20 protein-coding genes and 1 pseudogene are annotated in these 19,597 nt (G+C 61.8%); 8 read left to right on the forward strand and 13 right to left on the reverse strand.

Annotated elements, in window-relative coordinates; all coding sequences use genetic code 11:
- Positions 1 to 54 precede the first annotated feature (54 nt).
- The 10 genes and pseudogenes from ahpC to AB1N67_RS14690 form a co-directional block, all read right to left on the reverse strand.
- Complete coding sequence (gene ahpC, locus AB1N67_RS14645) at positions 55 to 618, reverse strand: alkyl hydroperoxide reductase subunit C (RefSeq protein ID WP_043211767.1); 564 nt, start codon at positions 616 to 618, stop codon at positions 55 to 57.
- A 138-nt stretch (positions 619 to 756) separates the two neighbouring features.
- The gene (locus tag AB1N67_RS14650) at positions 757 to 3,201 is read right to left on the reverse strand and encodes a fimbria/pilus outer membrane usher protein (protein ID WP_367863104.1); all 2,445 of its coding nucleotides are present in this window, start codon (positions 3,199 to 3,201) and stop codon (positions 757 to 759) included.
- Between the two features lie 8 nt (positions 3,202 to 3,209).
- A complete protein-coding gene (locus AB1N67_RS14655; protein ID WP_043211765.1) occupies positions 3,210 to 3,944 on the reverse strand; it encodes a molecular chaperone in 735 nt (244 codons plus the stop codon).
- A gap of 56 nt (positions 3,945 to 4,000) precedes the next feature.
- The gene (locus tag AB1N67_RS14660; protein ID WP_367863105.1) at positions 4,001 to 4,531 is read right to left on the reverse strand and encodes a fimbrial protein; all 531 of its coding nucleotides are present in this window, start codon (positions 4,529 to 4,531) and stop codon (positions 4,001 to 4,003) included.
- Positions 4,532 to 4,729: 198 nt separating this feature from the next.
- Positions 4,730 to 6,085 carry a glutathione-disulfide reductase gene (gene gorA, locus AB1N67_RS14665; protein ID WP_289717474.1) on the reverse strand — a complete coding sequence of 452 codons (1,356 nt, stop codon included), beginning with the start codon at positions 6,083 to 6,085 and terminating at the stop codon, positions 4,730 to 4,732.
- Between the two features lie 97 nt (positions 6,086 to 6,182).
- The gene (galU, locus tag AB1N67_RS14670; RefSeq protein ID WP_043211760.1) at positions 6,183 to 7,022 is read right to left on the reverse strand and encodes a UTP--glucose-1-phosphate uridylyltransferase GalU; all 840 of its coding nucleotides are present in this window, start codon (positions 7,020 to 7,022) and stop codon (positions 6,183 to 6,185) included.
- Between the two features lie 48 nt (positions 7,023 to 7,070).
- Positions 7,071 to 8,428 (reverse strand): annotated as a pseudogene (locus tag AB1N67_RS14675) (UDP-glucose/GDP-mannose dehydrogenase family protein).
- A gap of 95 nt (positions 8,429 to 8,523) precedes the next feature.
- Positions 8,524 to 9,438, reverse strand: a complete 915-nt coding sequence (locus AB1N67_RS14680) for a c-type cytochrome (RefSeq protein WP_289717475.1) — start codon at positions 9,436 to 9,438, stop codon at positions 8,524 to 8,526.
- Entirely contained in the window at positions 9,435 to 10,088 is a 654-nt protein-coding gene (locus AB1N67_RS14685) for a cytochrome c (protein WP_232092076.1), read from the reverse strand. Before AB1N67_RS14685 ends, AB1N67_RS14680 begins: the two co-directional genes overlap by 4 nt.
- A 141-nt stretch (positions 10,089 to 10,229) precedes the next feature.
- Complete coding sequence (locus AB1N67_RS14690; RefSeq protein ID WP_090344578.1) at positions 10,230 to 10,589, reverse strand: hypothetical protein; 360 nt, start codon at positions 10,587 to 10,589, stop codon at positions 10,230 to 10,232.
- A gap of 163 nt (positions 10,590 to 10,752) precedes the next feature.
- Here AB1N67_RS14690 and AB1N67_RS14695 point away from each other — a divergent pair, with 163 nt between their 5' ends.
- The 8 genes from AB1N67_RS14695 (at position 10,753) to csrA (ending at position 16,519) form a co-directional block, all read left to right on the forward strand.
- A complete protein-coding gene (locus tag AB1N67_RS14695) occupies positions 10,753 to 11,055 on the forward strand; it encodes a DUF1883 domain-containing protein (RefSeq protein ID WP_043211751.1) in 303 nt (100 codons plus the stop codon).
- Between the two features lie 8 nt (positions 11,056 to 11,063).
- Positions 11,064 to 11,234 carry a hypothetical protein gene (locus tag AB1N67_RS14700; RefSeq protein ID WP_090344575.1) on the forward strand — a complete coding sequence of 57 codons (171 nt, stop codon included), beginning with the start codon at positions 11,064 to 11,066 and terminating at the stop codon, positions 11,232 to 11,234.
- Between the two features lie 30 nt (positions 11,235 to 11,264).
- Positions 11,265 to 12,338: a nitronate monooxygenase family protein gene (locus AB1N67_RS14705; protein WP_043211749.1), complete on the forward strand. Its 1,074-nt coding sequence runs from the start codon at positions 11,265 to 11,267 to the stop codon at positions 12,336 to 12,338.
- 121 nt (positions 12,339 to 12,459) lie between these two features.
- Positions 12,460 to 13,218 carry a molybdate ABC transporter substrate-binding protein gene (gene modA / locus AB1N67_RS14710; protein WP_043211745.1) on the forward strand — a complete coding sequence of 253 codons (759 nt, stop codon included), beginning with the start codon at positions 12,460 to 12,462 and terminating at the stop codon, positions 13,216 to 13,218.
- Positions 13,218 to 13,898, forward strand: a complete 681-nt coding sequence (modB, locus tag AB1N67_RS14715) for a molybdate ABC transporter permease subunit (RefSeq protein ID WP_043211743.1) — start codon at positions 13,218 to 13,220, stop codon at positions 13,896 to 13,898. Before modA ends, modB begins: the two co-directional genes overlap by 1 nt.
- Position 13,899: 1 nt before the next feature.
- A complete protein-coding gene (gene modC, locus AB1N67_RS14720; protein WP_367863106.1) occupies positions 13,900 to 14,991 on the forward strand; it encodes a molybdenum ABC transporter ATP-binding protein in 1,092 nt (363 codons plus the stop codon).
- 57 nt (positions 14,992 to 15,048) lie between these two features.
- A complete protein-coding gene (locus tag AB1N67_RS14725) occupies positions 15,049 to 16,059 on the forward strand; it encodes a DNA topoisomerase IB (protein WP_043211737.1) in 1,011 nt (336 codons plus the stop codon).
- Positions 16,060 to 16,321: 262 nt separating this feature from the next.
- Complete coding sequence (gene csrA, locus AB1N67_RS14730) at positions 16,322 to 16,519, forward strand: carbon storage regulator CsrA (protein WP_043211735.1); 198 nt, start codon at positions 16,322 to 16,324, stop codon at positions 16,517 to 16,519.
- Positions 16,520 to 16,585: 66 nt separating this feature from the next.
- Here the strand turns inward: csrA and AB1N67_RS14735 are convergent, their stop codons facing one another.
- The 3 genes from AB1N67_RS14735 to AB1N67_RS14745 are packed head-to-tail and all read right to left on the reverse strand — an operon-like array spanning position 16,586 to position 19,570.
- Positions 16,586 to 16,945: a response regulator gene (locus AB1N67_RS14735; protein WP_367863107.1), complete on the reverse strand. Its 360-nt coding sequence runs from the start codon at positions 16,943 to 16,945 to the stop codon at positions 16,586 to 16,588.
- Positions 16,946 to 16,957: 12 nt separating this feature from the next.
- The gene (locus tag AB1N67_RS14740; RefSeq protein ID WP_367863108.1) at positions 16,958 to 18,403 is read right to left on the reverse strand and encodes an ATPase domain-containing protein; all 1,446 of its coding nucleotides are present in this window, start codon (positions 18,401 to 18,403) and stop codon (positions 16,958 to 16,960) included.
- 9 nt (positions 18,404 to 18,412) lie between these two features.
- Entirely contained in the window at positions 18,413 to 19,570 is a 1,158-nt protein-coding gene (locus AB1N67_RS14745; RefSeq protein ID WP_043211728.1) for a nitrogen regulation protein NR(II), read from the reverse strand.
- Between the last annotated feature and the right edge of the window lie 27 nt (positions 19,571 to 19,597).

The following is a 19,597-nucleotide window of genomic DNA, read 5'->3' on the forward strand; positions in this document are numbered from 1 at the left end:
CGGTGGCTACTTCAGCTTTGGCGACCGGCTACCGCCCGCGACTTACACATCGGCTTAGATCTTGCCGACCAGGTCCAGCGATGGCGCCAGGGTGGCTTCGCCTTCTTTCCACTTGGCCGGGCAAACTTCACCTGGGTGGGCGGCGACGTACTGGGCAGCCTTGACCTTGCGCAGCAGCTCGCTGGCATCGCGGCCTACACCGCCGTCGTTGATTTCGACGATCTTGATCTGACCTTCCGGGTTGATCACAAAAGTACCGCGATCCGCCAGACCGGCTTCTTCGATCAGTACGTCAAAGTTACGGGCGATGACGTGGGTCGGGTCACCGATCAGCGGGTACTGGATCTTGCCGATGGTTTCCGAGGTGTCGTGCCAGGCTTTGTGAGTGAAGTGGGTGTCGGTGGACACGCCGTAGATTTCCACGCCCAGCTTCTGGAACTCGGCGTAGTTGTCAGCAAGGTCACCCAGCTCGGTCGGGCAAACGAAGGTGAAGTCAGCTGGGTAGAAGAACACGACGGACCACTTGCCTTTGAGGTCGGCTTCGCTGACCTGGACGAATTCGCCCTTGTGGTAGGCAGTCGCGTTGAACGGTTTGACCTGGCTGTTGATGATAGGCATGGAGACGCTCCTTCATGGGTTGAAATCAGTTGACGGAGAGAATCCTAACCGCAGGCTCCGATAAAGGCTCATTGGCAAACCTCATGCTTGTGATTGGTTTTGGCTATAAGTCGCCAATCCCAATAGATACTTTGATTCCTAAGACGCGTCGGCCTGTACACACGCCGATGCCTCGAGCCTCCCGCTGGGACCGGCGCTATAGTCCAGCCAGCACTGTTGATCACCCGCCTCCCCCCAAATGACCTTGAGCCGGCCTCGCTGAGCATCGCCACGCACATGCAGGCGGCTGCCCTGGCCGACCATCCCTCGCTCCCTACCCGCTTCATCCAGTACCAATGCACCGAAGGGCAATGCCTGTCCGCTCACCTTGAGCGCGTGCAGCATCAGTGGATGACCACTACGGGTTGGATAGTGCAACCAACTTGCCGCGCCTGACCGCGGCACTACCGACTGGCCAGTGAGTTGCAGCTCGACATCCTTGGACATGCCTTTGGGGTCGAGCTCCACTGTGTTCAGGCCATACGGCAGCAATGCTGGTACCACCGCGAACCCACGCTCATCCAGGCGTATCTGAGGATGCTGGCGAAGCCGCGCCGCGCTCGCACCCGGTGCATGGACAATCGCAAAGCTTTCCCCAAGCGGCGGGGCCATGGACAAGCCCCCCGGATGGGCAACCAGAGCCCCTTGGGCGCCCATTGAGGCTTGGTGATGAGTGTGCCGATTGGCGAACGAGGCGTTCAGCTCGCCAAACGAACCACGGTGCAGCAGATGGGCATCCAGCCCTGCCCCGCCCCGCGTCCCTTCCTGACGCACTGCAGCCAGCCCATACCCCCATTGCCCACGCTCCCCAGCCGTTGCACGCAAGCGCACATTCGAACGGCCCTGCCCCTGAGCCCCCCATGTCATCCCACTGCTCAACGAAGCACGACGCCGCTCCCCAAGCGGCAGGCTGGCCGTGAGCGTGAATGTGTCGAGCGCCTGGCCAGAAGGTCGCCGCTCACGGTCGAACCGCATCCCATAGTTGAGTTTCCCCAGATGGTTGTTGTAGCCCAGGCTGTAACTGCTTTGGCGTTCTGCGCCCTGCCCCCAACCCGCCATCAGCGTCAGACGACCACCTTGCGAGCCCAACGGCCGGTTGACGGTAAGTCCGACCCGCCGCCGCGCAGGGGCCAACACATGGCCTTGGCTCGCCTGGGCAAAATCGTCGAAACGGTAATAGCCTGCGTATTGCGTCAATGTCGCGCCAAGGTCGGTCTCCCATGCAGTGAGCCTGTGTCGCCAGCTCATCCGCCAGGCGTGCCCTTGTCGTTCCCGATCCAGCGAAACGCGGCTGTGGTAGCGCGTCAGGCCGACAGCACCGACGCCACTGTTTATCGCCACCCCCATGGCACTGGCCAGATAATCGCTGGCCAACCACGCACCTCCATGCACACTCAGATGGTTGTTCAGCCCTTGTTGCCAACTCCCGTGCAAATGGCCAGGCCCCATCTTCCCCAGCTCATCGCGCCAGACACCCGCTGCGAATTCGAACCGTTTGCTTCCTGGGCGCAAGGCAAGCGGTGCGGCCTGGCTCGGCACGAAGAAGGTTCGCACCTCGCCATCGGCCTCGCGCAGAGTGACCTCAAGGTCATCGTGCAAGCCGCTGGCATAGAGGTCGTCGATTTCGAAGGGGCCGGGGGCTACTGTCGATTCGTGCACCAGCACACCGCGCTGGCGGATGCTCAGTAACGCCGTGCTGTTTGCCACACCGCTGATCACGGGGGAAAAACCGCGCTGGGTCTGCGGGAGCATGCGCTCGTCATTGTTCAACAACACGCCACGCAACGCGCCGGTATCGAAAACGTCGCCACGGCTGTAGCTATCACCGAGTGTCATTTGCGATGACCACGTAGGAATGTCCCGCCTGACCGACAATCCACCCGCCTGATAGTGCGAGGCCCCGGCATCACGCCCTTGCCAGCGCCCCTCGTGACGCCAGTACCAGTCCCCTGTGTTCAACCCCATGCGCAGGCCCAGGTACCCTTGACGAGTACCACTGCCCTGCTGTCTGGATCGCTGCTGATGGAGGTTGAGCCGGTAGTCGATAAAGCCCACATTTACCCCGCTGTCCCACTGGTCTGCGGGAAAGTGACCATTGGATTGGCGGTCCAGGTCTTGTTGCGCTATCACCAGATCCAACCGCAATGCGCCAAAATCCAGCGTCTCACTAGAAGGCACTTGTAGCTGGGACAAGGGCAGACACGCGTCATCTTCCTTGAGGACGCTCTGGGTCTCGCTGGCCAAGGATTGCAGATCCAGGCCCAGACGCTGCAACAAGCCCTTGCTGTAGCAAGGCGCTGCCTGGTTAGTCAGCGTTTGCTTCTTTAGCAAGACAGGCAACCGACCTTTCCACTGCTGGTTGAGCACAATGTCTAGGGTGAAGCGCCCCTCCGGGACGACCGCTTCCCTCTCGAAACGGCGCACGTCCAATGACGAGCCTTGCTTGAGCAGCCCTGCGTCAAACTCGATCGCCAGGACCGGCTCCCCCCAAAGACTGGCGAGCAGACACCCTGGCACACAGTCGACGAATGTCCTGCGGCTCATGACAAGCCTCAGCCCGCCCCGCTCGCATGTACGGCTTCTGGCCGTTCATGCACCGCGCCGTAGTCGTCGATGAATGCGTAGCGCACCTGGACGATACCGCCAGTCTTCAAGCCTGGCGCGGCGAATCGAGTGTTCGAAAAAGGCGCTATATGGCCGGGCTCGATGTCGAGCACTTGGTTACCTTGATGCACCTCCAATTTGGCGAGATTGACGAAGTACGGACTGGGGTTGTCGACCTGCAGCACCCCGCCAGCCCCATCGCGCAAAACACGCCAGCGCAGCATCTGATGCGCCTCTGCGACATTGCCTGACAACCTCATGGGGCGATAGAACAGCTTGATACGGGTCCGCAGGGAAACCTGAAGCGTGTTGCCTGTGCCTTTGGGGGGGACGTCGAGCACATTGAGCCAGTACAGGCTTTCACGGTCCTGGGGCATCGTTTCGCCCGTATGGAACAGTCTAAGGCTCTGCCCCTTGCCTGGATCCAGGCGAAACAATGAGGGCACGAGGCTGAATGGCGCGTGTAGCGCCTGCGCATCCACCTGGGCAGAGCCGTCATCGACCCAGGCCTGGACCAACGATGGATTGAGCCCTTCGTTGCTGAGCTTGAGGGTAATCTCGGCCTGGTCGGCCGGATAAACGACACGCGTACTGGAGATGACCACGCTGGCGCCTGCTTCGGCGCAAGACAGCCATACAGCCAGCAGCGCCCAGCGCCTGAGGGCGTTGAGTTGAAAGAACATCGAATGCCTTGTTCTGTAAATGGCGAGGACAGGCGCTCAGGCCTGTCCGAGGAAGCTCAGAGGTAATCGAGCGAATACTGGACACGGGTGGAGACCAGTCCTGGCGTAGCGGCCCCGGTCGCGTAGTAACGCGCGTGATAGTCGAGCGTGGCGTTACCACCGACGATCTGCACGGTCTGGGAGCGCCGGCTGCGTTTGGCGGCCGACAAGTCCATCGGTGCGAAGCTGCTATTGAGCAGTTCAATCTGGACATTGCGGCTACCGCCGGCATCCACGATGAGCCGTCCCTCGGGGCTAATGGTTGGGCCAGGCTCGAAGTAGGTCGAGACCCGGCTTACAGTTGGGGCGCAGTTGGTCAAGCGCAGCTGGAAGGACGTTTGCCCGGCCACCTGTCCAGGCCGAGACAGCAAGGTCGCATTGACGTCAGGCAGACTGACCGGCAAGTTGCCATTACCGCCATTGACGATGCAGGTCGGCGCAAGCACTTGACCACTGATGCTGATTTCGCCGTGATCCGCCTGCGCGATACCAGCGTAGAGAAGCGCGCTGCCGCAGGCTGCGCACAAGGCTTTATAGAGTGTTTTCATGATCACCTTCTGATTGCTGATTGACAGCCATGCAAGTGTCAGGCTGCTGTCCGGTTGCCGGACGTGGGTGCAGTATCAGGAAGGTCTCAAGAACAATATGTCGGATGACTTACCAGCCAGGCAGGTGAAATTCACGGCAGGCAAGTAAGAATCATGGCCCCGTTGCAGCGAGGCCATGAAGGAGCTGACAAGGCGGGATCAACGTGTCGCGGTGCGCATGGTCACGAACTCTTCGGCAGCGGTCGGGTGCACGCCAATGGTTTCGTCGAACTGCTGCTTGGTCGCGCCAGCCTTCAGGGCCACACCCAGGCCCTGGATGATTTCCCCGGCATCCGGCCCGACCATGTGGCAGCCCAAGACCTTGTCGGTCTCAGCGTCGACGACCAGCTTCATCAAGGTCTTTTCCTGGATGTCCGTCAGGGTCAGTTTCATGGCGCGGAAGCGGCTTTCGAAGATCTGAACCTTGTGCCCGGCTTCCAGCGCCTGCTCCTCGGTCAGGCCCACGGTGCCGATCGGCGGCTGGCTGAACACGGCAGTGGGGATGTTCTGATAGTCCACCGGGCGGTACTGCTCGGGCTTGAACAGACGACGAGCCACTGCCATGCCTTCGGCCAAGGCCACCGGTGTGAGCTGGACGCGACCGATCACATCACCGATGGCGATGATCGAGGGTTCGGTGGTCTGGTACTGATCGTCCACCCGGATAAAGCCGCGGTCATCGAGCTCGACACCAGTGTTTTCCAGCCCCAGATTGTCCAGCATCGGACGCCGCCCGGTTGCATAGAACACACAATCGGCGACCAGCTCGCGGCCATCTTTGAGGGTTGCCTTGAGGCTGCCATCGGCCTGCTGGTCGATACGCTGGATATCGGCGTTGAATTGAAGATCCAGACCGCGCTTTTGCAGTTCTTCCTTGAGGTGGGTACGCACCGAGCCATCGAAGCCGCGCAGGAACAGGTCACCGCGGTACAACAGCGTGGTATCGGCGCCCAGGCCCTGGAAGATGCCAGCGAACTCGACGGCGATGTAGCCGCCACCGACCACCAGTACACGACGCGGCAGTTCTTTGAGGTAGAACGCCTCGTTGGAGGTGATCGCCAGCTCCTTGCCCGGAATATCCGGCACCTGTGGCCAGCCGCCAGTGGCGATGAGAATGTGTTCGGCGCTGTAGCGCTGGCCTTCGACTTCGACTTCGTGGGCACCGGTGATACGGGCATGCCCTTGCAGCAAGGTCACGCCGCTGTTGACCAGCAGGTTGCGGTAGATGCCGTTGAGGCGCTCGATCTCACGGTTCTTGTTGGCGATCAAGGTGCCCCAGTCGAAATGCCCTTCCTCCAGCGTCCAGCCAAAACCGGCGGCCTGCTCCAGCTCGTCGGCCACATGGGCGCCATACACCAGCAGTTTTTTTGGCACGCAACCGACGTTGACACAGGTGCCGCCCAGGTAACGGCTTTCGGCCACCGCCACCTTGGCACCGAAGCCTGCGGCGAAACGCGCCGCGCGTACACCGCCGGAACCGGCGCCAATCACGAACAGATCAAAATCGTAGGCCATGTATTCAGTCTCCTTGGCTGGCGACCAGCATAACGCCGTTACCCGCCGGGAACAAAAAAGCCACCCCGAGGGTGGCTTTCGTACCAACAGTGGCGAATCAGTACGCCTTGCCGGTCTTGTAGTAATTCTCGAAGCAGAAATTGGTCGCCTCGATGTAGCCTTCGGCGCCACCGCAGTCGAAACGCTTGCCCTTGAACTTGTAGGCCAGTACGCAGCCATCCTGGGCCTGCTTCATCAGCGCGTCGGTGATCTGGATCTCGCCGCCTTTGCCGGGTTCGGTGTTCTGGATGATGTCGAAGATATCCGGAGTCAGGATATAGCGGCCGATGATCGCCAGGTTCGACGGGGCGTCTTCCGGCTTGGGCTTCTCGACCATGTTGGTCACCCGATAGATGTCATCGCGGATCATGTCGCCAGCGATCACGCCGTACTTGTTGGTCTCCTGCGGATCGACTTCCTGGATGGCGACGATCGAGCAACGGAACTGGTTGTACAGCTTGACCATCTGGGTAAGGATGCCGTCGCCTTCCGGGTTGACGCACAGGTCGTCTGCCAGCACCACGGCGAACGGCTCGTCGCCGATCAGTGGACGACCCGTGAGGATGGCGTGACCCAGGCCTTTCATCTCGGTCTGACGGGTGTAGGAGAAGGAGCACTCATCCAGCAGACGACGGATGCCAACCAGGTATTTTTCCTTGTCGGTGCCTTTGATCTGGTTTTCCAGCTCGTAGCTGATGTCGAAGTGGTCTTCCAGGGCGCGCTTGCCGCGACCGGTGACGATGGAGATCTCGCTCAGACCTGCATCCAACGCCTCTTCGACGCCATACTGGATCAGTGGCTTGTTGACCACCGGCAGCATTTCCTTGGGCATGGCTTTGGTAGCAGGCAGGAAGCGGGTGCCGTAGCCGGCTGCCGGGAACAAGCATTTTTTGATCATATACATCCTTAAACAAAGGCTGGGCCTGTGGAGTTCGGCGCAGTCTAATCAGGCGGCGGTCACCTTACAATGCCCCGCCCCTGGCCGACCGATGCCATGATAGAGATAACCCAGTGTAGATAGTTCCGATGGATCGTAAATATTGCGGCCATCGAACAGCACCGGCATGCGCATCAACCCCCGCACACGGCGGAAATCCGGCTGGCGGAACAGTTTCCATTCAGTCACCAGCACCAACGCGTCCGCGCCTTCGACACAGACGTAGGGATCCTGCGTAAGGCGCAGCTGGCCGCTGGCCGTCGCGTGCCGGTAGCGCTCGGCGACCCCCGCCGTCGCTGCCGGGTCGCAGGCCTGGACATGCGCGCCTGCCGCCAACAGCGCCTCGAGCAGCACCAGGCTGGGCGCCTCGCGCACATCATCGGTACCGGGCTTGAAGGCCAACCCCCAGATCGCTACGGTGCGCCCCCGTACAAAGCCACCGAAGTGCTGATGCAGCGCCTCGAACAACACGGTCTTCTGCACCTCGTTGCGCGCCTGCACTGCCTGCAGGATGGCAGGCTGGTATCCGGCCTGCTCGGCGCTATGGATCAGTGCACGCACGTCCTTGGGGAAGCACGAGCCGCCATAGCCGCAGCCGGCATAGATGAAGTGACTGCCGATACGCGTATCGCTGCCGATGCCGCGACGTACCTGCTCGATGTCCACGTCCAGGTGCGTGCAAAGCCCGGCCAGTTCGTTGATGAAAGAGATACGCGTGGCAAGGAAGGCATTGGCCGCATATTTGCTGAACTCGGCCGCACGCGGCGACATCAGCAACACGCGCTCGCGGTTGCGCACGAACGGCCTGTAGAGGCGCTGCAGGCACTGGCTGGCCTGTTCGCTGTCGCTGCCGATGATGACACGGTCCGGTCGCATGAAGTCCTCGACGGCGCTGCCTTCCTTGAGAAATTCAGGATTGCTCGCCACCTGCACGGCGAACCGCGCACCGCGCTCGCGCAAGCCATTGGTGATGTGTCGAGCGACCCGCTCGGCCGTGCCCACCGGGACGGTCGACTTGTTCACCACCAGACACGCGCGAGAAAGATGGCGTGCGAGGCTGTCGGCAACTGCCAACACGTGTCCAAGGTCAGCAGAGCCTCCAGACTGGGCGTACCGACCGCGATGAACACTACCTCGGCGCGCGCCAGAGCGTGGCTCCAATGGTCGCTGAAACTCAACGACCCATTCTCCAGCCCGGCCTGTAGCAGCGCTTGCAGGCCGGGTTCGTAGATCGGGCATTGGCCCTGACGCAGTTGCGCCAGGCGCACCTGGTCACGCTCCAGACACACCACGTGGTTGCCCATTTCGGCGAAACAGGCTGCCGTGACCAGCCCCACATACCCCGCCCCGATCACACAGAGTTCCATGGCCGCACCCCTTGTCCAAGAGTGCGGCCATTGCACACCAGGCACCGTTGCAGGGCAGTGACAGCACAGGGTCACGCGTGTGACAAGAGCCGCCGTCAGCCTCCGGTGCCCTGCCCGATCAACACGCCATCGACTTTTTGCCCATAAAGGTTCACGCCATCGTTGGCATGGAACTTCAGCCGGGTCTTCTCGATGGAGCCTTCCACCAGCCGCGGATCCTGTGGCCGCTCATGGCGGTTGATCCAGGCTGCCACGTCCCAGGCCTGTTGATCGCTCAGGCTGCCGGGGCGGCCTAGGGGCATGTTGTGCTTGATGAACGAAGCGGCCGTATTGATCCGGTGCATGCCGGCCCCCCAGTTGTAGGAATCGCGCCCCCACAATGGTGGCATCACATACTCGCCTGCCACTTTCTGCCCCTGGCCCTGGTCACCGTGGCAGATCGCACATTGCTCGCCGTAGACCTGCTCGCCACGCTTGAAGTCATAGCCGCCAGCCGGTGGCGCTACTTCGGGATAACCGCGCCCCGGTGTTTCCACACCCGTAGGCGCCTGGGTCGACAGCCAGTAGGCATAGACGCTGAGGGCTGTCATCTGTGGGCTGTCGGCCGCCGGCGGCTTGCCGTTCATGCTGAACTGGAAACAGCCTTGGATACGCTCGGCAAAAGTGTTGACCTTGTCGTTCTTCTTGCGATACGCCGGATACATCGGATACGCCCCCCACAGCGGCGCGGAATACGCCAGGCGCCCTTGGTCCAGGTGGCAGTTGCTGCAGTTCATGCCGTTGCCGACCGCTTCAGGCATCAGCCGGCGCGTGTCGACGAATAGCGCGTGGCCTTCACGGACCATCTTGCCAAAGGCGTTGTCCGGCAGATCAGTTTCGGACGGCGGGGTGAACATCGCAGGCGCGTGGCTGCCTGGAACCTTGAGCTGGGACTGATCTTCCATCGCGATAGGTGCAGCCTGGGCGCTGCCCAAGGCCAACAGCAACAGGCTCGGGATCATCGGCTTCATGGCTTGGCCTCCTGACGGACGGGCTGGGCGAAGAACGCGGCGATGGCCTTGACCTCCTCCTCGGTCATGGCCTTGGCCACGCCGACCATCAATTGGTTGGGGTCGTTGCTGCGACTACCGTCGCGCCAGGCGTTGAGCTGTGCGGTCAAGTAGCCTGCCGGTTGTCCGGCCAGCGGCGGGAAGTGCTCGCCGACACCAACGCCACCAGGCCCATGGCATTGCACGCAACCGGGTATCTGCCGGCTCCAATCGCCATAGAGGGCCAGGCGGGACACTGGATCATTGGCGATCTGCTGGCGGCGAAAGTCGGGGGCCGGGTCGGCCGGCAAGCTGGCCAGGTAGGTGCTGACGGCGGTGATTTCGTCTTCGTCCAACGCCTTGGCGAGCGGCTCCATGACCGCTTGCTTGCGACTACCACTGCGAAAATCGGCCAGTTGTTTGCTCAGATAACTCGCTGGCAGGCCGGCCAGGCGCGGAAAGCCTGCGGCGGCGATGCCTTTGCCATCCGGTCCGTGGCAGCCCAGGCAAGCCATGGCGGCGGGGTTGTGCCCACCTTGGGTGAAGATCTTCTGGCCATCGACGGCATGCGCCGAAGGCCAGGCCAGGATCAGCAAACTGCCGATCACGACGCGACTCAACGGTGTGTTCACGGGACGCTCCATTTCCTTGTTATAAGCTTAGGCTTAAACGATATAAGCCCATGAAGAGTAGGCCTATCCCCGGATACCGACAACGATCACCGGGCAAGAAAATGGCATTGCGCCTGCTAACTGCTCATTTGCTGAGCTGGATCAAGTTCCGGAGATGCACTGGGTCGCAGCGGTGCGCACATCGCCCAGGCGCAGCGGGAAATTGTTCAGCCGCTCGTGAAGTTTGATGCTGCTGCCACTGCCACGTTTGTCGATGTCCACCAGGGCAGCAGGACCGACGCTTGTCGGCACTTTTTGTGGAACGATCAAGCGCAGGCCCTCGCCACGCGCCTCTTCGACCAGTGGGTCACGGCTATCTGCCAGTTTGCTCTTGACGCAATCGGCGTATTGGCGCGGCGTCTTGCCGGAGATGACATCCAAGGTTTCGCGCGATTGCTCCAGCTCCGAAACACTGACACAGCCGCCCAATGCCAACAGCATCGCGGGCACCAACCACTTCATTCGCATTACCCCTTCCTTCATCGAGAAACGCTTCGACCACTGTCGGGCTGATTTGCTCCCTGCTTTGGCAGATTTATCTTGGGCCCGACCATCTCGCGCGCAAGTCTACCCTGACATCGTGGTATCGTTCATGTTTGCAGAACCAAACCTTGCGGAGCACCTCATGAAATTCGTACACCAGCGCGAGCACCTGAACGAGGACGACGTGGTCGTCATCGAGTGCTCCCAGCGCTGCAACATCCGCCTGATGAATGACGCCAACTTCCGCAGCTTCAAGAACGGCGGCCGGCACACCTACCACGGTGGCCACTTCATCAAGTTCCCAGCCAAGATCACCGTACCCAGCACCGGCTTCTGGAATATCACCATCGACACCGTGAGCCCGCGCCCGATCTCGGTGACACGCAAGCCGACCTTCACCCACAAGATCAAGATCATCCGCCGCTCGTCGTCCAAACTCGTCTAAGGCCCGTCATGACTCAAACCATCAAATACGTGATCAAGTACAAGCTCGACGGCGAGCGCCGTTGGGACTTTGCCCTGATGCCTGACGCCTCCCATGAGCAGGCGCTCGAAGCGCTGCGCAAGATCCACGGCGACGATGCCGAGAAGATCAGCGACATTCAAGTCAGCAAGGCCCTGTAAACCCGCCCCACCGTCATCAAGGAGCAGCGCATGAGCACCTGGCCCGACCGTCGTATCCTCGACCTACTGGGCATCCAGTTGCCCATACTCCAAGCGCCCATGGCCGGTGCCAGCGGCTCGGCCATGGCCATTGCCGTCGGCAATGCCGGCGGGCTGGGCGCCCTGCCCTGTGCCATGCTCACCGCCGAGCAGCTCCACGGCGAAGTACAAGCCTTTCGTGCCAGTTGCCAGGGGCCACTGAATCTCAATTTCTTCTGCCATCAGCCGCCAATGCCTGACCCGGTGCGCGACGCGCGCTGGAAACAAGCGCTCAAGCCCTATTACGACGAGGTCGGGGCGGATTTCGAGGCGCCGACGCCGGTATCCAACCGGGCGCCATTCGACGAGCAGAGTTGCCAGTGGGTGGAGCAATTGCGTCCTGAGGTGGTGAGCTTTCATTTCGGCCTGCCCCAGGTCGAACTGCTGCAACGAGTGAAGGCCAGCGGTGCCAAGGTATTGTCTAGCGCCACCACGGTGGAAGAAGCCCTCTGGCTGGAGGCCAATGGCTGCGATGCGATCATCGCCATGGGCTACGAGGCCGGCGGGCATCGAGGCATGTTCCTGAGCGACGACATCACCAGCCAGATCGGTACCTTCGCGTTGGTGCCCCAAGTGGTGGATGCCGTGCGCATCCCGGTGATCGCGGCAGGCGGCATCGGTGATCATCGCGGACTGGTCGCCGCCCTGGCACTGGGCGCTTCGGCGGTGCAAATCGGCACCGCTTACCTGTTCTGCCCCGAAGCCAAGGTATCAGCAGCCCATCGCCATGCGCTGGACAACGCGCCGGCCAGCGATACAGCCCTGACCAACCTGTTCACCGGACGTCCAGCGCGAGGCATCAACAACCGTATCATGCGCGAGCTGGGGCCGATGAGCCCGCTGGCGCCGCGCTTCCCACTCGCCGGCGGCGCCTTGATGCCGCTCAGGGCGATCCGTGACCCACAGGGCAACAGCGATTTCAGCAACCTGTGGGCCGGCCAGGCACTGCGCCTGGGTCGGCACCGCTCGGCCAGCGAGCTGACCTTAGAGATCGCCAACAAAGCGCTGGAGCAGCTCGGGCGCTGAACTGCCCCCTGATTGACGCCATCGCGAGGCAAAGCCCGCTCCTGCATCGTGCCTCTTCCTGTCCGGCGGCCTATCGCTATATAGTCAGCACCATAACGATACCCCCAAGGAGCCCCTCTGCATGCTCATCCGCCTGTCCACCTTGGCCGCTGGCGTCCTGGCCGGCCTGATTACGCTCAATAGCGCCTGGGCTGATGAAGTCCAAGTGGCCGTCGCAGCCAACTTCACCGCGCCCCTCCAGGCCATCGCCAAGGATTTCGAGAAAGACACCGGCCACAAGCTGGTGGTCGCCTCCGGCGCCACCGGCCAGTTCTATGCACAGATCAAGAATGGCGCCCCCTTTGACGTCTTCCTCGCCGCCGACGACAGCACGCCGGCCAAGCTCGAGCAGGAAAAGGCCATTGTCCCCGGCTCGCGCTTCACCTATGCCATCGGCACCCTGGCTCTGTGGTCGGCCAAACCTGGATATGTGGATGACAAAGGCGAGATCCTCAAGCAGAACACCTTTCAGCACCTGGCCATCGCTAACCCCAAGACCGCCCCCTATGGCCTGGCCGCCACCCAAGTGCTGGACAAGCTCAATTTGACCGAAACCACCCAGGCCAAGCTGGTCGAGGGCCAGAACATCACCCAGGCCTTCCAGTTCGTCTCCACAGGCAATGCCGAGCTCGGCTTCGTCGCCCTGTCGCAGATCTACAAGGATGGCAAGTTGCAGAGCGGCTCGGCCTGGATCGTGCCGGCGCCGTTGCACGAGCCGATCCGCCAGGACGCGGTGATTCTCGAAAAGGGCAAGGACAACCCGGCCGCCAAGGCCCTGTTCGATTACCTCAAGGGCCCGAAAGCGGCTGCGGTGATCAAGTCCTACGGGTATGACCTCTGATGCCACTGGACGCCAGCGACCTGGGTGCGATCTGGCTGACCATCAAACTGGCCAGCCTGACCACCTTGATCCTGTTGGTGCTGGGCACGCCCATCGCCTGGTGGCTGGCGCGGACACGCTCATGGCTGCGTGGTCCTATCGGTGCGGTGGTGGCCCTGCCGCTGGTACTGCCGCCCACGGTGATCGGCTTCTATCTACTGATCGCCCTCGGCCCGCACGGCTGGCTAGGCCAGGCTACCCAGGCATTGGGGTTGGGCAGCGTGGTATTCAGCTTCAGCGGGTTGGTGATCGGCTCAGTGGTGTATTCCATGCCCTTCGTGGTCCAGCCGCTGCAAAATGCCTTCGCCGCCATCGGCCAGCGTCCGCTGGAAGTTGCCGCGACCTTGCGCGCCAGCCCCTGGGACACCTTCGTCCATGTGGTATTGCCGCTCGCCCGGCCCGGTTTTGTCACCGCCAGTGTCCTTGGTTTCGCCCACACTGTCGGTGAGTTCGGCGTGGTCTTGATGATCGGCGGCAACATCCCCGACAAGACCCGCGTGGTCTCGGTGCAGATCTTCGATCATGTCGAGGCCATGGCCTATCCGCAGGCGCATTGGCTGGCAGGCGTCATGCTGGTGTTTTCCTTCCTGGTGCTACTGATGCTCTATGCAGGTCGCCGTGCAAGAGCAGGCTGGAGCTGAGATGCCTTCGTCGATCCTGGCGCGCCTGGACCTGGCGCGCGGCGAGTTCAACCTGAACGTCGACCTGAATCTGCCTGGACGCGGCGTCAGTGCCCTGTTCGGCCATTCAGGCTCGGGCAAGACATCCTGCCTGCGCTGTCTGGCGGGCCTCGAGCGCGCCCAGCACGCCTACATCGAAGTCAACGGCGAAGTCTGGGAAGACAGCGCCAAAGGCTATTTCCTGGCACCGCACAAACGAGCGGTGGGTTACGTGTTCCAGGAGGCCAGCTTATTCCCTCATCTATCGGTGCGCGGCAATCTGGAGTTCGGCTGGCGACGCGTCCCCAGCGCCGACCGAAAGGTCAGCCTGGCTCATGCCTGCGAGCTGCTGGGCATCGCTGCTCTGCTCGAGCGCCGTCCCGCGACCCTCTCAGGAGGCGAGGCTCAACGGGTCGGCATCGCCCGCGCCCTACTCAGCAGCCCACGCCTGCTGCTGATGGACGAGCCGCTGGCCGCCCTGGACGCTGCGCGCAAACGCGAGATCCTGCCGTACCTGGAGCGTTTGCACGATGAACTGGAGATCCCCGTGGTGTACGTCAGTCATGCCCAGGATGAAGTGGCGCGCCTGGCCGACCATCTTGTGCTACTGGAACAGGGCCAGGCACTGGCCAGCGGCTCGATCAGCGAAACCCTGGCAAGGCTCGACCTGCCCTTGGCTCAAGGCGAGGATGCCGGTGTAGTGCTCGACGGAATGGTCGCCGGTCATGACCCGCACTATGGGCTGTTCGATCTGCGCCTGATGGGCGACTGCGCGCCCACACTGCGCATCGCCCATCCCGCCTTGGTGATCGGCAGCACCTTGAGGCTCAAGGTGCAGGCACGCGATGTCAGCCTGGCGCTGGCCGCCGACAGCACCTCAAGCATTCTCAACCGCCTGCCTGTCCAGGTCGTTCAATGCCGCGCTGCCGACAATCCGGCCCATGTACTGGTGAGCCTGGACGCGGCGGGCAATGCCCTGCTGGCGCGTATCACCCGCTATTCGGCAGACCAGCTTGACTTGCACCCCGGGCAGACACTGTGGGCTCAGATCAAGTCGGTGGCGCTGCTGGGCTGAGCATTGACCGGACAGCCGTTGTCCATTGTCCTGTGACTGGTCGATGGACATTGCCCCATGCTCGATTGCCCACTGCCCCAAGCCCTGCACTATGTCGATGACAGCCAACCGGGGCTGACTCGGCGTCGCTGGCGCGACCGCTTTCACTACTTCGACACCGATGGCAAACGCATACGCGACGCCCAGACGCTGGCCCGCATCGCCGCCCTGGCGATCCCGCCAGCCTATACCGCCGTCTGGATCTGCCCCGATCCCCAGGGCCATTTGCAAGCCACCGGGCGCGACGCCCGAGGACGCAAGCAGTATCGCTACCACGCCCAATGGCGTGAACTGCGCGACCAGCACAAGTACGATCGCATGCTGGCCTTTGCCCAAGCGTTGCCCAGGCTGCGCCGGCAACTGGATAGCCATCTGGCGCGACCCGGCCTGGACCGAGAAAAAGTCATGGCCCTGGTGGTCAGCCTGCTCGACACCACGCTGATCCGAATCGGCAACCGCCAGTACCTGCGGGAAAACAATTCCTACGGCCTGACCACCTTGCGCAACCGGCATGTACAGGTCCAAGGCAGTACCGTGCGCTTTCAGTTTCGCGGCAAACGGGGCGTCGAACACGATGTCAGCCTGCGCGACCGACGCCTGGCGCGGCTGATCAAGCGCTGCCTGGAGCTTCCGGGACAGACCTTGTTCCAGTACTTGGACGAACAGGGCCAGCGACATGCCGTGGGTTCGAGCGAGGTCAATCAGTTCCTGCAGCAGCTAACGGGTGCTGACTTCACCGCCAAGGACTACCGCACTTGGGCTGGCAGCGCACTTGCCCTGGACCTGTTGCGCCCCCTGGCCTGGCAACCGGAAAGCGAGGCCCGCCGCCAGGTTGCCGCTATCGTCCGGCAGGTGGCCACGCGCCTGGGCAATACACCTGCGGTGTGTCGACGCTGCTATATCCACCCGGCGGTGCTGGAGCATTATCAGCTCGGCCGACTGGCCACCTTGCCCAAAGCCAGGGCGCGCCAAGGCCTGGAGGCGGAGGAAGCCGCCTTACTTCGCTTCCTGCAATTACTAGGGGATTAATCGGTGATTACTCGCTTCTATTTGCGCTATCAAACAGAGAAATTTCCCATCTGGGCGTAAGCCCCCTATCCTTGCCAGCGAGCACCTTCGCTGATCGGCCGCCTTGGTCGTTTCGGCACCTGCGACTAAAGACAGATAACAGAATTTATCTGCGCGGGAATTACTCTTCGCGGAAAGCGTCTTTAATGAGAAGGAAGAGGGACACGCTCCCGCCGCCGCGGTAAATGGCCGCGCGGATTTCATCATTACCAAGGAGAACTACATGCTGATACTCACCCGCAAGGTTGGCGAAAGCATCGTCATCGACGATGACATCAAAGTAACCATTCTGGGAGTCAAAGGGATGCAAGTGAGGATCGGCATCGATGCGCCAAAGGATGTACAGGTTCATCGTGAAGAGATCTTCAAGCGTATCCAGGCCGGCAACCCTGCTCCGGAGAAGAACGACGACCAGCACTGAACAACCTTGCTTCAAGTCGCACGGACGCGCTTGACCGTTCAGCCCGCTCACGCGGGCGGCCACGCCTCAGGTGTCTAGCAGTTCCCGCACCTTGGCGATCATCCTGTCCATGTCGATGGGTTTGTCGAAAACCGCAACGAACAACTCGGGGCAAATGCGTCCCTGGTTGGCCTGTGCGCCGCTCATGAGAATCACTGGCAGGTCAGGTAGCTGCAGTTCATCGCGGATCGCCTTGACCAGTTCCTCGCCGTTGAGCAGCGGCATCATGTAGTCGGTGATCACCAACTCTACCCGCTTTTCCTTGAGCGCCTCCAAAGCCTTGCGGCCATTGCTCGCCTTCTCCACCAGAAAGCCTTCATCCTCCAACGCGAATCCGAGGATATCGGCTATCAGGTATTCATCGTCGACGATCAGGATCGTGTTCATCGTCCTATTCCATCAGTCGCTCCCCTGGGGCACGGGCGTGCCGCTCAACACGCCGCATGCACCTTCGAAGGCCTTGCGCAAAACAATTCCCTGAGGACCGATGCACAGCTCGTGCAGCGCCGGGTCATGATGGCTATCGCGCACCTTGAGCACCGAGACCATGCGCCGCAGCTGCGAATCCAGTTCGACGAAACGCATCAAGAGCAGGTTGTCGACGAGGCTCGAAAGATCTGGCGCTGGTGCAGTGATCTCCGAGCCGAAGATATCGCGCATCTCCCAGGTCAGCAGCACGCTGACGTCACGGGCACGCAACTCGCCGGTCAGGGCACGGAAGAAGGCATTGAGCCGGGCAGGGTCGAACGCCAGGCGACTGAACGCGCCCAGGCTGTCGATCACCACCCGCTGGGCGCCCAGTGTCTCGACACGCTCGAGCAAGTATCCGCCAAGCTGGTCCAATAGCCCTTCGGTGGTGGTTTGCCAACAGAACGCCAGGCTGCCTTCGCGTTCACGCTTGGCGAGGTCATGCCCCAGCGCAGCGGCCTTCAGGCGCAGCCGGGCCGGTGTTTCGTAGAAGCCAAAGTGCAGGCCCGGGGCCTGGGGAGTGCAGGGCCCGAGGAACGCCAGGCCTAACGATGTCTTGCCGATCCCCGAAGGCCCCATGACCAGGCTGACCGAGCCCTTGGCCACACCACCGCCGAGCATTTCGTCCAACGTGGCGATACCGGTACCGACCCGCGTCAGCGTATCGCTTCCCGTCTGGCTGGGGTGGCTGTATAGCGCTTCCAGGCGAGGAAACACCTGCAGACCGGCCTGGTCGATCAGGCACTCATGCAGCCCGGAAAGTGCGCCACTGCCACGCGTCTTGCGCAACTGGACCTGGCGCACCGCCCGGCTGCCTAGCAGTTGTTCGCCCAACTCGATCACCCCATCGACCATGGTGTGCTCTGGACTGCCCTCTTGCAGTCGGGCGCTGGTCAACAACAGCACGGTACATCCGGCAAAGGCGGCGTGCCCCTGCAGTTCGGAGACGAACTTCTTGGTATCGAGGCTGGTTTCCGCAAGGACCCGAGCGTTGAGCAGCCCATCGACGATGAGCAGGCTGGCCTGCTGACGAGCGATCTCCTGGCGTAACAACCTGACCACCGCATCGAGCCCTTCCTGCTCCAAGGTATCGAAGGCACTGACGAACTGGATTGGGTCGCCGACCAGCGCAGGATCGAAGAAGTCCAGCGTCGACAAGTATTGAAACAACCTCTCGTGGGACTCGCTGAGCAAGGTCGCCACCAACACGCGACCGCCGCTGCGCACATGATTGCATGCCAGCTGGTTGGCCAGAATGGTCTTGCCCGCACCCGGCGGTCCCTGGACGATATAGGAGGCCCCGGCGATCAGGCCGCCTTTGAGGAGCACGTCCAGTCCATCGATGCCTGTCGCCAATCGCTTGAGTGATTCTGCCATGGTGGTTACTCATTGAGACCCAGGGTCGGTGACGTCCGGGCATGCGGGCAGGTACAGACTCATGCAGGTACCCTCGCCTAACCGGCTGTCCACGCAGATAGCACCGTTGCACTGCCTGGCAAAGCCATAGACCTGGCTCAGTCCCAGACCAGTGCCCCGGCCGAAGGGCTTGGTGGTGAAAAAAGGCTCGAAGATTCGCGGCAGCACCTTCGGATCGATGCCTTGGCCTGTGTCCTGCACATCGAACCGCACAAAACGTCCCCGCAGCCCCTCCACCTCGCCGGACAGCTCGACACAGGTGACGGCAAGACGAATGCGTCCCTCGCCGTCAATGGCATCACGGGCATTGAGCAACAGGTTGAGCAAGACCATCTGCAGTTGCCCCGCGTCCGCTTCAATCGATGGCAGGTCCGGCTGCAGGTATTCCTCTAGCACGATGCCTTGGGTCAGTCCATGCTGCAGAAGACCACGCGTGGCCTCGATCAGTTCAGCGGGGGCGATACGCGCCGCGGTCAATTGGCGATGACGGGCGAACGTCAGCAGTTGCCGGGTCAATTGCGTGCCCCGTTCCCCGGCATCGACAACGTGTTCAAGCAGCCGGCGGATACGCTGCAAATCATCGCTACTCATGGCGAGCCGGGCGGCCCCGAGAATGATGGTCAACAGGTTGTTGAAGTCATGGGCCAGGCCACCGGTGAGTTGCCCCAGGGCCTCGAGTTTCTGGGCTTGGAATAGCTGGGCGCGGATGGCATCCAATTGCAGGGCCGACTCACGTCGGTCGGTGATGTCCCGGGTAACTTTGGCCAGTCCGATGACCTGCCCCGTTTCGTCCCTTACCACATCCAGTGCTGCCAGGGCCCAGAATTGCGTGCCGTCCTTGCGCACGCGCCAGCCTTCATCCTGAGCCACACCCTGTTCCAAAGCCTGGTGCAACAAATGCTCCGGACGGCCTTCGGCCCGGTCCTGGTCGGTGAAGAACAGCGAAAAATGCTGGCCGATCACTTCCTCGGCACGGTAGCCCTTGATACGTTCGGCGCCTGGGTTCCAGGACACCACCGTGCCCGACAGGTCGAGCATATAGATGGCATAGTCCACCACCGATTGAACCAGCTGCTCATAACGGTTGGGCGGCATTTGCGGCTGATCGGAACGCTCATTGGAAACCATGCAGACTCCGCAGGCACTACCAGGGCC

Origin of the sequence: Pseudomonas guariconensis, from assembly GCF_040822035.1 — a bacterium.
GTDB classification, from domain to species: domain Bacteria; phylum Pseudomonadota; class Gammaproteobacteria; order Pseudomonadales; family Pseudomonadaceae; genus Aquipseudomonas; species Aquipseudomonas guariconensis.

What these genes read in the sequence shown, in the direction of transcription:
- ahpC (WP_043211767.1), bottom strand. Translation starts at nt 618, where the DNA reads ATGCCTATCATCAACAGCCAGGTCAAACCGTTCAACGCGACTGCCTAC.
- AB1N67_RS14650 (WP_367863104.1), bottom strand. Translation starts at nt 3,201, where the DNA reads ATGAGCCGCAGGACATTCGTCGACTGTGTGCCAGGGTGTCTGCTCGCC.
- AB1N67_RS14655 (WP_043211765.1), bottom strand. Translation starts at nt 3,944, where the DNA reads ATGTTCTTTCAACTCAACGCCCTCAGGCGCTGGGCGCTGCTGGCTGTA.
- AB1N67_RS14660 (WP_367863105.1), bottom strand. Translation starts at nt 4,531, where the DNA reads ATGAAAACACTCTATAAAGCCTTGTGCGCAGCCTGCGGCAGCGCGCTT.
- gorA (WP_289717474.1), bottom strand. Translation starts at nt 6,085, where the DNA reads ATGGCCTACGATTTTGATCTGTTCGTGATTGGCGCCGGTTCCGGCGGT.
- galU (WP_043211760.1), bottom strand. Translation starts at nt 7,022, where the DNA reads ATGATCAAAAAATGCTTGTTCCCGGCAGCCGGCTACGGCACCCGCTTC.
- AB1N67_RS14680 (WP_289717475.1), bottom strand. Translation starts at nt 9,438, where the DNA reads ATGAAGCCGATGATCCCGAGCCTGTTGCTGTTGGCCTTGGGCAGCGCC.
- AB1N67_RS14690 (WP_090344578.1), bottom strand. Translation starts at nt 10,589, where the DNA reads ATGAAGTGGTTGGTGCCCGCGATGCTGTTGGCATTGGGCGGCTGTGTC.
- AB1N67_RS14695 (WP_043211751.1), top strand. Translation starts at nt 10,753, where the DNA reads ATGAAATTCGTACACCAGCGCGAGCACCTGAACGAGGACGACGTGGTC.
- AB1N67_RS14700 (WP_090344575.1), top strand. Translation starts at nt 11,064, where the DNA reads ATGACTCAAACCATCAAATACGTGATCAAGTACAAGCTCGACGGCGAG.
- AB1N67_RS14705 (WP_043211749.1), top strand. Translation starts at nt 11,265, where the DNA reads ATGAGCACCTGGCCCGACCGTCGTATCCTCGACCTACTGGGCATCCAG.
- modA (WP_043211745.1), top strand. Translation starts at nt 12,460, where the DNA reads ATGCTCATCCGCCTGTCCACCTTGGCCGCTGGCGTCCTGGCCGGCCTG.
- modB (WP_043211743.1), top strand. Translation starts at nt 13,218, where the DNA reads ATGCCACTGGACGCCAGCGACCTGGGTGCGATCTGGCTGACCATCAAA.
- modC (WP_367863106.1), top strand. Translation starts at nt 13,900, where the DNA reads ATGCCTTCGTCGATCCTGGCGCGCCTGGACCTGGCGCGCGGCGAGTTC.
- AB1N67_RS14725 (WP_043211737.1), top strand. Translation starts at nt 15,049, where the DNA reads ATGCTCGATTGCCCACTGCCCCAAGCCCTGCACTATGTCGATGACAGC.
- csrA (WP_043211735.1), top strand. Translation starts at nt 16,322, where the DNA reads ATGCTGATACTCACCCGCAAGGTTGGCGAAAGCATCGTCATCGACGAT.
- AB1N67_RS14735 (WP_367863107.1), bottom strand. Translation starts at nt 16,945, where the DNA reads ATGAACACGATCCTGATCGTCGACGATGAATACCTGATAGCCGATATC.
- AB1N67_RS14740 (WP_367863108.1), bottom strand. Translation starts at nt 18,403, where the DNA reads ATGGCAGAATCACTCAAGCGATTGGCGACAGGCATCGATGGACTGGAC.
- AB1N67_RS14745 (WP_043211728.1), bottom strand. Translation starts at nt 19,570, where the DNA reads ATGGTTTCCAATGAGCGTTCCGATCAGCCGCAAATGCCGCCCAACCGT.